This is a genomic window from Sphingopyxis sp. (genome assembly GCF_050725655.1).
In the GTDB taxonomy this organism is placed as follows: Bacteria; Pseudomonadota; Alphaproteobacteria; order Sphingomonadales; family Sphingomonadaceae; genus Sphingopyxis.
The window spans coordinates 65,663-77,307 of the sequence record NZ_JBOHHT010000070.1 but is presented as its reverse complement, the minus strand read 5'-3'; the positions used below and the strand labels follow the sequence as shown (position 1 = coordinate 77,307).

Annotated in this window: 10 protein-coding genes; all 10 read left to right on the top strand. The window is 66.5% G+C overall.

Annotated features, from left to right (window positions below):
• Window positions 1–44 precede the first annotated feature (44 nt).
• The 10 genes from ACREBX_RS09985 to ACREBX_RS09940 all read left to right on the top strand — a co-directional run bounded on the left by ACREBX_RS09985 (window position 45) and on the right by ACREBX_RS09940 (window position 11,635).
• Window positions 45–1,157, top strand: a complete 1,113-nt coding sequence (locus tag ACREBX_RS09985; RefSeq protein WP_431561591.1) for a Gldg family protein — start codon at window positions 45–47, stop codon at window positions 1,155–1,157.
• A 277-nt stretch (window positions 1,158–1,434) separates the two neighbouring features.
• Entirely contained in the window at window positions 1,435–1,935 is a 501-nt protein-coding gene (locus ACREBX_RS09980; protein WP_431561590.1) for a division/cell wall cluster transcriptional repressor MraZ, read from the top strand.
• Complete coding sequence (gene rsmH, locus ACREBX_RS09975; protein ID WP_431561589.1) at window positions 1,932–2,927, top strand: 16S rRNA (cytosine(1402)-N(4))-methyltransferase RsmH; 996 nt, start codon at window positions 1,932–1,934, stop codon at window positions 2,925–2,927. The genes ACREBX_RS09980 and rsmH overlap by 4 nt, the downstream gene beginning before the upstream one ends.
• Entirely contained in the window at window positions 2,921–3,535 is a 615-nt protein-coding gene (locus ACREBX_RS09970) for a hypothetical protein (RefSeq protein WP_431561588.1), read from the top strand. The genes rsmH and ACREBX_RS09970 overlap by 7 nt, the downstream gene beginning before the upstream one ends.
• A complete protein-coding gene (locus tag ACREBX_RS09965) occupies window positions 3,532–5,220 on the top strand; it encodes a peptidoglycan D,D-transpeptidase FtsI family protein (RefSeq protein ID WP_431561587.1) in 1,689 nt (562 codons plus the stop codon). The genes ACREBX_RS09970 and ACREBX_RS09965 overlap by 4 nt, the downstream gene beginning before the upstream one ends.
• The gene (locus tag ACREBX_RS09960) at window positions 5,220–6,659 is read left to right on the top strand and encodes a UDP-N-acetylmuramoyl-L-alanyl-D-glutamate--2,6-diaminopimelate ligase (protein ID WP_431561586.1); all 1,440 of its coding nucleotides are present in this window, start codon (window positions 5,220–5,222) and stop codon (window positions 6,657–6,659) included. Before ACREBX_RS09965 ends, ACREBX_RS09960 begins: the two co-directional genes overlap by 1 nt.
• Entirely contained in the window at window positions 6,656–8,032 is a 1,377-nt protein-coding gene (locus ACREBX_RS09955; protein ID WP_431561585.1) for a UDP-N-acetylmuramoyl-tripeptide--D-alanyl-D-alanine ligase, read from the top strand. The genes ACREBX_RS09960 and ACREBX_RS09955 overlap by 4 nt, the downstream gene beginning before the upstream one ends.
• Window positions 8,032–9,102: a phospho-N-acetylmuramoyl-pentapeptide-transferase gene (mraY, locus tag ACREBX_RS09950; protein WP_431561584.1), complete on the top strand. Its 1,071-nt coding sequence runs from the start codon at window positions 8,032–8,034 to the stop codon at window positions 9,100–9,102. The genes ACREBX_RS09955 and mraY overlap by 1 nt, the downstream gene beginning before the upstream one ends.
• Window positions 9,099–10,403, top strand: coding sequence for a UDP-N-acetylmuramoyl-L-alanine--D-glutamate ligase (murD, locus tag ACREBX_RS09945; RefSeq protein ID WP_431561583.1), 1,305 nt, complete (start codon window positions 9,099–9,101; stop codon window positions 10,401–10,403). The genes mraY and murD overlap by 4 nt, the downstream gene beginning before the upstream one ends.
• Window positions 10,400–11,635: an FtsW/RodA/SpoVE family cell cycle protein gene (locus ACREBX_RS09940; RefSeq protein ID WP_431561582.1), complete on the top strand. Its 1,236-nt coding sequence runs from the start codon at window positions 10,400–10,402 to the stop codon at window positions 11,633–11,635. The genes murD and ACREBX_RS09940 overlap by 4 nt, the downstream gene beginning before the upstream one ends.
• The last annotated feature ends 10 nt before the right edge of the window (window positions 11,636–11,645 follow it).

The following is an 11,645-nucleotide window of genomic DNA, read 5'->3' as shown; positions in this document are numbered from 1 at the left end:
CGGCATCGCGCCGGCCCATGCTGCGCGCTTTCATAGTCGCCGCCATGATAGTCGCGCTGGCCTGGGTCGCGGGCGGGCAGGCGCTGCTTGGCCGCACCGATCCCGCGCTCGCGATCCCGTTGCTCGCGCCCCCAATGCTGCTTTTGGCCTGGTGGCAGCGCGGTGAGCCCGTCGCGGTGCGTCGGCGCGCCGGCCTTCTCGCCCTAGCGCTTGTGGTGATAGCCCAGGCTTCGCTCGGCATCATGCTCGCCGGATCGGCGGCGTGGTTGCAACTGTTCCTGACGATCATTGCGGGGGGCGTCGCGGCATGGCTGGCGGACCGGCTCATCCAATGGCGCAGCCGGTCCCAATTGCTACCATCGCTCGCCGGACTACTGCTCGCGGTCGGCTGGTTCGGGGCGGGGCACGCGCTGCTCGGAGTCCTCTATCGGCCCGCATCGGCTTTGGCGGACGCGCCCGCCGTCACCATGCTCACCGGCCTGCCGCTGCGCTGGTCGGCAAGCCCGAGCATCGCGGCGATGATCGCCGAGGGCATGAATGACGATCCGGCGCTCAAGCGGCTGGCGGCGGCGGGGCCGGTGTCGCTGGTCGACAGCATCGCCGATCATGTGCCGCCGCCGGGCGGAACGTTATTGATCGCGCATCCGCGCGCGCTGGCGCCGCAGGAACTGGTCGCGATCGACGCGTTCGTTCGGGGCGGCGGGCGCGCGGTCGTGCTGGCCGATGCGCTGTCGGGCTGGCCGGCGCGCCATCCGCTCGGCGATCCGCGCAACGCGCCGGTGACGAGCCTGCTCACGCCGCTGCTCGGTCATTGGGGCGTGAGGCTGGGTGCCGCGCCCGCCGGGGAGAGCAAGCCGCTGCCGGTCGATGTCGACGGCTCGCGCCTTCGCCTGTTCAGTGCGGGACGCCTGGACCGTCTGCCGCCGCAATGCCGTGCCTACGCCGATCGCCGCGCGGCGGAGTGCCGGATAGGGCAGGGTGAGGTTTGGCTGATCGGCGATGCGGACCTGCTTTTCGCGCCGCTATGGCGTCCGCTTGTTCCGGGCGCACATCATCTGCGACAGGCCGACACAATGGAATGGTTATCGGCGCGCCTGTGGTCCGGCGCGGGATACGGCCCGCTCCGCCCGCTGTGGATTCGCACCCCTTCCAACTGAGTCGGGCGTATCCGCCCCATTTACCCCGATCGAAGCGTGTCCCGCGGTGCCGCTGTGCGCCGTGGGACGGGTATTTACCCAATTCAGAGGGCTTTTTGCGGTAAATGGGGGTTAGATTCCCTATTTTGCCCTAAATTACCCCTTTCCACCCTGATCTATAGTTGATACTCAGGAATCGGAGAGGGGCATTCTCCACCCGTGCCGAACTAGCTGGAATCACGCGATTCCGGGGACGGGGAAGTTTTGCCCGGTGGCGCGAATACGGGGGGGCAGAGCGATGGCGATTGTGACGCCCGGCCAGTATGCGGGCACCAGTTTCGCCGCGATCGATGGCAAGGGGCGCATCGCCGTCCCCTCACAATTCCGCAACAATGTGCCCCTCATTGCGGACGGCCAGCGCGTGCTTTGGGTCGGTTTCCACGAAAAGCTGCCGTGCCTCGTCGCTTATGGCCAGGACCAGTACGATCGGCTGAACGGCGAAATCGAGCGCGACCGCGAAACCGCGCGACTGCGCAACCTCGACTTCGACGAGGATGCCGAATTCAAGAAGCGCTTCAGCTACACCGAACCCTATACGCTCGACGATAGCGGTCGTTTTCTTCCCAGCTTCATCCACCGCGACCGCGTCGGCGATGCCGGCGCGACCGCTTTTATCGGCTCGGGCCGCCGTCTCGAAATCTGGTGGCTGCCGACCTTGGCCGAATGCGCCGAGGCGGACCCGGTGCTGCAGCGCCTCGCCGCCTCCTGGGATGCGACGAAAGGGAAGGGGCGCAAATGACCGACCTTCCCTCCGATCTCCCTCAGGATTCCCGCCACGATCCGGTCCTCCGTGAAGAAGTCCTCGCCGCGCTCGCCATCGCCCCGGGCGAGTGCCACGTCGACGCGACCTTCGGCGCCGGCGGCTACACGCGTGCGATGCTCGCCGCGGGCGCCGACGTCATCGCCTGCGACCGCGATCCCGATGCGATTGCCGGGGGGCAGGCGCTGGTCGCCGAGGCCGGCGGCAAGCTTACGCTGATTCACGGCCGCTTCGGCGAGATCGACCGGCTGCTCGCCGAGCGCGGGGTCGAGGCGGTCGATGGTATCACCTTCGACATCGGCGTGTCGTCGATGCAGCTCGACCAGGGTGAGCGCGGCTTTTCGTTCCAGAAGGACGGGCCGCTCGACATGCGCATGGCGCAGGAAGGCGAAAGCGCCGCTGACTGGCTGAACAGCGCCGACGAGCATGTCATCGCCGACGTGCTCTTTCACTATGGCGACGAGCGCCAGTCGCGCCGCGTTGCGCGCGCGATCGTAGCGGCACGTCCGCTCACCCGGACCAATGAGCTCGCGACGGTGATCCGCAAGGCGCTGCGCCATCCGCCGGGCGCGCCCAAGGATCCCTCGACCAAGAGCTTTCAAGCCATCCGCATCCATGTGAACGGCGAACTCGACGAATTGATCGCCGGCCTCAATGCCGCCGAACGGCTGCTTCGTCCCGGCGGCCGGCTGGCGGTGGTCAGCTTCCACAGCACCGAGGACCGGATCGTGAAGAACTTCCTGCGCGAACGCAGCGGTGGCGATGCCGCGGGTTCGCGCCACCGGCCCGCGCCGCTCCCTCTGGCGCGGGCCGCAACTTTCGAAACCCCGGCACGCAAGGTGCGCCCGGGCAAGGCCGAAGAGACGCGCAACCCGCGCGCTCGTTCGGCAACGCTGCGCAGTGCGATCCGGACTGCTGCTCCGGCGTATTCGACCCGAGGAAATTCAGGGAAGGAGGCAATGTCATGCTGATGGCGGCCCGCAAGCTCCAGGGGATCGGCCTGGTCCTGCTCGTGCTCATCTTCGCGATGATGCTCTATCCCGTGTCGCTGAAAGTCGCGGCGACACGCAGCGAATTGACGCGCATCGAACGGCAGATCGACCGGACGCGCGACAATATCCGCTACCTCGAATCCGAACTCGCGGTGCGCGCCTCGATGCGCCAGCTCGAGCAGTGGAATGCCGACACCTTCGGCTATTCGGCGCCCGATGCGGGGCAGTATCTGGCGAACGAGCGCCAGCTTGCGTCGCTCGACCGCCTGCCGCGCGCCCGCGGCGCCAATGAGGTCGCGCCGGTGCTGATGGCAATGGTGTCGCCCGTTGGCACGCCAGCCGTTAGTGCGCCGAAAGAAAGCCCGGTGGCCAGCAAACCCGCGGCGGTGAAGCCTGTCACCGCCAAGCCGGTCGTCCTGGCGCAGGCCGACACCGCGATCCGCAGCGACACCCCGCCGCGGATGGCGCCGACGCGCCGCCGCGAACAGCTGAAGATGATCGAGGATCAGTTGCTCGCCGAATCGACGCTCGCCGACCTCAAGCGCGCGGCGGCGGTGGAAGCGGCAGGAGGCAAGTCCGGCCGATGAACACGCTGGTCGTCCGTCCAACACGGGTTCGAACCGCTGGGGTGCGGCAGCAGATATTGCTGACCGCACAACAGCGTTTGATGATCCTGATGCTGCTGTTCATGGCGGCATTTTTCGTGGTGTCGGTGCGGCTGCTCTATTTCGCGCTGTTCGATACCTCGTCGAGCGCCAATGCGGCGACCGCCTTCGTCCCGGCGCGTGCCGATATCGTCGACCGCAACGGCGTGCCGCTCGCACGCACGATCGACGGCTATTCGATCCGCGTCGTCCCGTCGAAGCTGCTCAACAACCGGCAATATCTCGCCGACGAACTGCACAAGATTTTCCCCGACATGCCGCGCGAGGAACTGCTCGCAAAGGTCAGCGGGTCGCGCCCGACCTATATCCGCCGCCGCGCGCTGCCCGATCAGGTCGCGGCGGTGAATGCGATCGGCGACGTCGGCTTCGACTTCCCGCGCGAAAAGGAACGTCTCTATCCGCAGCTGACCTTGGCCGCGCATGTGCTCGGCTTCACCAATGCCGAAGGGCACGGCGTCACCGGCGTCGAGGGTGCATTCGACCAGCGGTTGATCGACAAGGCGACGCGCGGCGAGCCGCTCGCGCTGTCGATCGACGCGCGCGTGCAGGGCGTGCTCGAAAGCGAGCTGAGCTCGGCGGTCGCCAACCTCGAGGCGATCGGCGGCGCGGGGATCATCCTCGACGTCCACACCGGCGAAGTCGCGGCGATGACCTCGCTGCCGACCTTCAACCCGAACAAGCTGACCGGCAGCGATCCGGCGACGCGCCGCAACGCCGTGACCTATAATCTCTACGAGCTCGGCTCGACCTTCAAGCCGCTCTCGATCGGCGCCGCCATCGACGACGGCACGATCACCAATATGGCGCGCCGCTACGATGCCTCGGCACCGCTTGCGATCGCCGGCTTCCGCATCCGCGACAGCCACCCGGGGCGCTGGTACAATGTGCCCGAAACGCTGATCGAAAGCTCGAACATCGCAACCGCGCGCATCGCCGACGAACTCGGCCGCGAGAATATGGAAAAATTGTTCCGCAATCTCGACTTCGACAAACGCCCCCAAATCGAACTCAAGGAGCGTGCCTTTCCGCTGTGGCCCAAGGATTGGGGGCGCCTGACCACGATGACGACCAGCTATGGTCACGGCATCGCGGTAACGCCGCTGCACCTCGCCAGCGCCTACGCCGCGCTCGTCAACGGCGGCATGTATCGCCCGGCGACGATGCTCAAGCTTGGCGACAAGGCGCCGCCGCAGGGCCGCCGCGTGTTCAAGGCGTCGACCAGCGCGCGGATGCGCCAACTGCTCCGCCTGATCGTATCCGACGGCACCGGCAAGCAGGCCGAGGCGCCGGGCTTCCGCGTCGGTGGCAAGACCGGATCGGCCGAAAAGCCGGGCGCGGGCGGTTATCGCCGTCATTCGCTCGTCTCGACCTTCGCGGCGGCTTTCCCGATGGACAATCCGCGCTATGTGGTGCTGGTGATGATCGACGAGCCCAAGGGCAATGCCTTCAGCTCCGGCCAGCGGACCGCCGGCTGGACCGCGGCGCCGGTGGTGCGCAAGGTCGTAACGCGCGCCGGTCCGATGTTGGGCGTCTTCCCCGACGAAAGCCGCGACGTTGATGTCTCCGAACTGACCCCGCTGCTGCGGAGAGGCGAGGAAACGCACTGATGCGTCTCGCCGCGCTGCTCGAAGATCAGGCGCTGGAGGGCAGCGATCCCGTCGTTACGGGACTCGCAATCGACCATCGCAAGGTTGCGCCCGGAACCATCTTTGGCGCCTTCGTCGGTGAAAAGTTCAACGGCGAGGAATTTATTGCGGCTGCCGTCGAAGCGGGTGCGGTCGCGATCGTCGCGCGTCCGGAAGCGCGAGTCGAGGGCGCGGTGCATATCGCCGACGCCAACCCGCGCCGCGCGTTTGCGCATATCGCCGCGCGCTTCTTCCACCGCTTTCCCGCGACCTGCGTCGCGGTGACGGGCACGAACGGCAAGACCTCGACCGTCGAGATGACGCGTCAGCTCTGGCGGATGGCCGGGTTCAACGCCGCGTCGATCGGGACGCTCGGCATCACGACCTCGCAGGACAGCGCCTCGACGGGACTGACGACACCCGACATCGTCACCTTCCTCTCGAACATGTCGGGTCTCGCGGCCGAAGGCATCACCCACGCCGCGTTCGAAGCGTCGAGCCACGGCCTCGACCAGTATCGCACCGAGGGCCTGCCCGTGAAGGCGGCCGCCTTCACCAACCTCAGCCACGACCACCTCGACTATCACGGCACGATGGATGCCTATCTCGCCGCCAAGATGCGGCTTTTTGACGAGGTGGTCGAGCGGGACGGCGCGGCGGTCATATGGGCCGACGACGCCTATTCGGCCGAAGTGATCGATGCGGTGACGGCGCGGAGTGTCCGTCTGCTGACCGTAGGCAGCAAGGGCGAAACGCTCCGCCTCGTCTCGCGTGAGCCGACCCAGCTCGGCCAGGCGCTCGTCATCGCGGCGGGCGACCTCACGCAAAAGATCAACCTGCCGTTGATCGGCGCCTATCAGGTCGCAAACGCGCTCGTGTCGGCCGGGCTGGTCATCGCGACCGGCGGCGATGCGGCGCAGACGCTCGGCAATCTCGCGCGGCTGCAGCCGGTGCGCGGCCGCCTCGAACGCGCGGCGATCACCCGGATCGGCGCGCCCGTCTATGTCGACTATGCGCATACCCCCGGCGCGATCGAGGCCGCGCTCGACGCGCTGCGCCCGCACGCAACCGGCCGTCTGATCCTCGTTTTCGGCGCCGGCGGCGACCGCGACCGGGCAAAGCGTCCCGAGATGGGCAAGGTGGCGGTTGCCAAGGCTGACGTGCTGATCATCACCGACGACAATCCGCGCGGCGAAGATCCCGCCGTCATTCGGGGCGCAATCGCTTCCGCCGCACCCAATGCGCAGGTCATCGGCGACCGCCGCGCCGCGATCGCCGCCGCGATCGCCGAAGCAAACGCCGACGACATTATTTGCATCGCGGGCAAGGGCCACGAACAGGGCCAGATTGTCGGCCGCGGCGACGCGATACGCGTCATTCCGTTCGACGATGTGACCGTTACGCGTGAGGAGGCGGCATGAACCCGCTCTGGACCGCCCGCACCATTGCTGCTGCCACCGGGGGCGATGCGAGCGCCGACTTCACCGTGCAGGGCGTCGCCTTCGACTCGCGCGAAGTGACGAAGGGCGACCTCTTCGTCGCGATGAAGGGCGAGGCGACCGACGGGCACAAGTTCATCGACAAGGCGATCGCGGCGGGCGCCACAGGCATCGTCTGCGAAAGCGCGATCGACCATCCGCATGTTCGCGTCGCCGACAGCGCCGAGGCGCTGAACGCGCTCGGCTCCGCGTCGCGCGCGCGCAGCCATGGCCGCATCATCGGCGTCACCGGCTCGGCGGGCAAGACCGGGACGAAGGAAGCGCTGTTCGCCGCGCTCGATCGTTTTCGTCCCGGCAAGGCTCACCGCTCGGTCAAAAGCTACAACAACCACGTCGGCGTTCCGCTCAGCCTCGCGCGCATGCCCTCGACCGCCGATTTCGGCATCTTCGAAATGGGGATGAACCATGCGGGCGAACTCGCCGAGCTGACGCGTATGGTTCGGCCGCATGTCGCCATCGTGACCACCATCGCCCCGGCGCATATGGAATATTTTGGCAGCGAAGAGGCTATCGCTGACGCCAAGGGCGAGATTTTCGAAGGGCTCGAACCCGGCGGCACCGCGATCGTCCCATTCGATAGCCCGCATTATGCGCGCTTGCGCGCCAAGGCGGAAAAGCACGCCGCCCATATCGTGAGTTTCGGCCTTGGCACGGGCGCCGATGTGCGTGCGGTTGACTGGCTCTCGGACGGGAAGGGCGGTTCGCTCGTCACCGCGCAGGTGCAGGATTCGCTGCTCTGCTTCACCATCGCGCAGGCCGGCGCGCATTGGGTGTCCAATTCACTCGCCGTGCTCGCGGCCGTCAAGGCGGTCGGCGGCGACCTTCCCGCGGCGGGCCTCGCTTTCGCCGAGATGGGCGGGCTCGCCGGTCGCGGCGTGCGTCACCGCGTCGAGGTTCCGGGCGGGCACATCCTGGTCATCGACGAAAGCTATAATGCGAACCCCGCTTCGATGGCCGCGACGATCGGCCAGCTGGCGACCGAATCCGCCGACCGCAAGATCGCGATTCTCGGCGCGATGAAGGAGCTGGGGCCGGACGGGGAGGCGTATCACGCCGATCTCGCGGCTCCGCTCGTCGCGGCGGGGGTGCAATTCGCCCTGCTTGTCGGTGAAGAGATGGCGCCGCTCGCCAAAGCGCTTGAGGGACGCATCGATTTCGAGCATGTGCCCGCCCACTCGGCCGCGGTAGGGCGGCTGAAGGACCTGATCCGTCCGGGCGACGCCGTGCTGGTCAAGGGGTCGAACAGCGTCGGGCTGTCGCATGTCGTGACGGCGCTGACCAACGGGGACTATTGATGCTATATTGGCTGGCGGAATGGCTTGGCTTTCCGGGGGCTCTCAACCTCATTCGCTACCTGAGCTTCCGCTCAGGGGCTGCGGTTGCGACCGCACTCATTATCGGATTGTGGATCGGCCCGCGCTTCATCCTGATGCTGCGCATGCGGCAAGGGAAGGGGCAGCCGATCCGCGAGGACGGCCCGCAAAGCCATCTCGCCAAAAAGGGCACGCCGACGATGGGCGGGCTGATGATTCTGATCTCGCTGATGATTTCGGCGCTGCTCTGGATGGACCTGTCTAACCGTTTCGTCTGGGCCTGCCTGTTCGTCACTGGCGGTTTCGCGGCGGTCGGCTTCCTTGACGATCTCGACAAGGTGACGAAGGCCAGCCACCGCGGAATTCCGGGACGCGTGCGCCTGTTGGTCGAATTCCTGATCGCCGCGGTCGCGGTGTTCCTGATTGTGTCGCGTACCGGGACCGACCTGTACCTGCCCTTTTTCAGCGACGTCGCGATCGAGCTTGGGCCGCTCTATTATGTCTTTGCGATGGTGCTGATCGTCGGTTTCGGCAATGCGGTGAACCTCACCGATGGTCTCGACGGCCTCGCGACCTTCCCGGTGCTCATCGCCAGCATGGCTATGCTGGTCATTGTCTATTTGTCGGGTAACGTGAAGTTTGCCGAATATCTGGGCATCCCACATGTTCCCGGCGCGGGTGAGTTGGCAATCTTCGCCGCCGCGATCATCGGTGCCTGCCTTGCCTTCCTCTGGTTCAATGCGCCCCCAGCGGCGGTCTTCATGGGCGACACTGGCAGCCTTGCGCTGGGCGGCGCGCTCGCGACGATCGCGGTGACGGCGCAGCATGAGCTTGTCCTCGTCCTCATCGGCGGGCTGTTTGTGGTCGAGGCGCTGTCGGTCATCATCCAGGTCTTCTGGTACAAAAGGACGGGCAGGCGCGTGTTCCGCATGGCGCCAATCCACCACCATTTCGAGCAGCTCGGCTGGCCCGAATCCACCGTTGTCATCCGCTTCTGGATCGTCTCGATTGTCCTCGCGCTTGCCGGACTCGCGACCTTGAAACTCCGGTGATCTCCTCGCGCGTCTTTGCTGGTCGCCGCTATGCGGTGCTGGGACTGGCGCGCTCGGGTCTGGCGACCGTCGAGGCGCTCGTCGCCAGTGGCGCGGGCGTGACCGCGTGGGACGACCGCGAGGAAGCGCGCGACGACGCGATGGCGCTCGGCGCCGACATCGGCAATCCACTCGAGATCGATTTGATCGGTTTTGCCGGCGTCGTCGTGTCGCCCGGCGTGCCGCTCAACCGCCACCCGATCGCCGCGCACGCGCGCGAGGCGCATGTGCCGGTGATCGGCGACATCGAACTCTTTGCCGAGGCGCGTGACGAGCTGCCCGCGCACAAGGTCGTCGGCATCACCGGCACCAACGGCAAATCGACCGTCACCGCGCTCGTCCAGCATGTGCTCGAAAGCGCCGGGGTGCCGTCGCTGATGGGCGGCAATATCGGGCTGCCGATCCTGTCGCGCGACCCGCTCCCCGAAGGCGGCGTCTATGTGCTCGAACTGTCGAGCTACCAGATCGACCTTTCGCAAAGCCTCGCGTGCGATATCGCGGTGCTCACCAACCTCAGCCCCGATCACCTCGACCGCTACGACGGCTTCACCGGTTACGCCGCATCGAAGGCACGGCTCTTCTCGCTCCAGCACCGCGATCAGGTCGCGATCGTCGCGATTGACGATGATCCGTCGAAGATGGTCGCGAGCCGGATCAATCACCGCCTCCACCGCGTGTCGGCAAAGGATGTCGACCCGGTCGATCAGGCGCGCTGGCCCGCATTGCAGGGGCCGCACAATGCCCAGAACGCCGTGTGCGCGATCGCCGTGTCCCGCGTTCTGGGGCTGAATGACGAGCAGATCGAACGCGGCCTCGCGACGTACAAGTCGCTGCCGCATCGTATGGAATTGGTCGGCGAAGTCGGGGGGGTCAGCTGGTTCAATGACAGCAAGGCTACCAACGCGGCTTCCGCTGCACCGGCGCTGGCGGCTTTCCCGCCGGCGCCGGACCAGCGTCTTCACTGGATCGCCGGCGGCAAGGCCAAGGGCGACGGCCTCGCGGCGTGCCGCCCCTGGTTCGGCCATGTCAAACGGGCCTATCTGATCGGTGAGGCGATGGAGCCGTTCGCGGCCGAGATCGGCGACGCGCTGCCCGTCGACCGGGCAGGCGACATGGCGACCGCGGTCGCGCATGCCGCAGCGGCCGCGAAGCCTGGAGACATTGTGCTGCTGTCGCCAGCGTGCGCGTCGTTCGACCAGTTCAAGGATTATGAGGAGCGCGGCGACATGTTCCGCACCCTCGTGCAGGCGCTCGGGGCATGAGCGGGGGGGACAATATGGACGCCACGACCGAAAGGCCGGTGATCGCCGCCACGCGTACGACGAAACGCCGCGGCCCGCGCCTCAGCCGCGCCGACCGCACCCCGCTGGGCCTGTGGTTCTGGGAAATCGACCGTGTGCTGCTGCTGCTCGTGTCGATTCTCGTCGCGGTCGGGTTGGTCGCCGTGGCGGCCGCTTCGCCCGTTGCGGCGCAAAAGCTGTCGACGTCGACCGCGTCGCTCGACCCGCTCTATTATTTCTATCGCCAGCTGATGTGGGTGATCGTCGGCGTGCCGGTGATGCTGATGGTATCGATGCTGCCCAAGGCACAGGCGCGGCGCTTCGCCATCTATGGCACCATCGCCTTTCTGTTCCTGCTCTTCCTCGTGCCGCTGGTCGGCACGTCGGTGAATGGCGCGCAGCGGTGGATCGGCAGCGGGGTGTTCCGCCTTCAGCCGTCGGAGTTCCTCAAGCCCTTCTTCGCGGTCGCGCTCGCATGGGTGCTGTCGCTTCGGCTGCACGACCAGAGCCTGCCGGTCGTGCCACTGGCGCTCGCGCTCACCGGCGTCATCGCGCTGCTCCTCATGGGTCAGCCCGACCTCGGTCAGACGGTCATTTTCGTCGCGACCTGGCTGGTGCTGGTGATGGTTGCGGGTCTGTCGATGCGCATCCTCGCCGGCCTTGCAGGGGCCGGGGTTGTCGGGCTTGTCCTCGCCTATTTCTTCTATCCTGTCGCGCAGCAGCGTATCAACATCTGGCTTTTCGCCGAGGGCGACAGCTTCCAGGTCGACAAAGCGCATGCGACTTTGACCGCGGGCGGCCTCATCGGCACCGGCCCCGGCGCGGGTCTCGCGAAGTTCCAACTGCCGGAGGCGCACACCGATTATATTTTCTCAGTCATCGGCGAGGAATTCGGGATGATCGCGTGCATCGCGATCGCGGTGCTCTATCTTGCGATCATCGTCCGCGTCCTCGTCCGCTTGCTCGATGAGGAAGACAGCTTCCTGATCCTCGCGGTCGCGGGCCTGATCGCGCAGTTCGGCGGGCAGGCGGTGATCAACATGGCGGTGAACACGCAGATATTCCCGTCGAAGGGGATGACCTTGCCTTTCATCAGCTATGGCGGCTCCTCTTTCATCGCTTTGTCGATCGGCATGGGTTTGCTCTTGTCGCTGACCCGGCGGAACCCCTATGCGGCACGGGTGTCGATGACCCGCAACTGGAACAAGAAATGAGCGCCCAAAA

Bases quoted from the DNA above. Each gene is read 5' to 3' on its own strand.
- mraY (WP_431561584.1), top strand. From the start codon at position 8,032: ATGCTATATTGGCTGGCGGAATGGCTTGGCTTTCCGGGGGCTCTCAAC.
- ACREBX_RS09955 (WP_431561585.1), top strand. From the start codon at position 6,656: ATGAACCCGCTCTGGACCGCCCGCACCATTGCTGCTGCCACCGGGGGC.
- rsmH (WP_431561589.1), top strand. From the start codon at position 1,932: ATGACCGACCTTCCCTCCGATCTCCCTCAGGATTCCCGCCACGATCCG.
- ACREBX_RS09985 (WP_431561591.1), top strand. From the start codon at position 45: ATGATAGTCGCGCTGGCCTGGGTCGCGGGCGGGCAGGCGCTGCTTGGC.
- ACREBX_RS09940 (WP_431561582.1), top strand. From the start codon at position 10,400: ATGAGCGGGGGGGACAATATGGACGCCACGACCGAAAGGCCGGTGATC.
- ACREBX_RS09980 (WP_431561590.1), top strand. From the start codon at position 1,435: ATGGCGATTGTGACGCCCGGCCAGTATGCGGGCACCAGTTTCGCCGCG.
- ACREBX_RS09970 (WP_431561588.1), top strand. From the start codon at position 2,921: ATGCTGATGGCGGCCCGCAAGCTCCAGGGGATCGGCCTGGTCCTGCTC.
- ACREBX_RS09960 (WP_431561586.1), top strand. From the start codon at position 5,220: ATGCGTCTCGCCGCGCTGCTCGAAGATCAGGCGCTGGAGGGCAGCGAT.
- ACREBX_RS09965 (WP_431561587.1), top strand. From the start codon at position 3,532: ATGAACACGCTGGTCGTCCGTCCAACACGGGTTCGAACCGCTGGGGTG.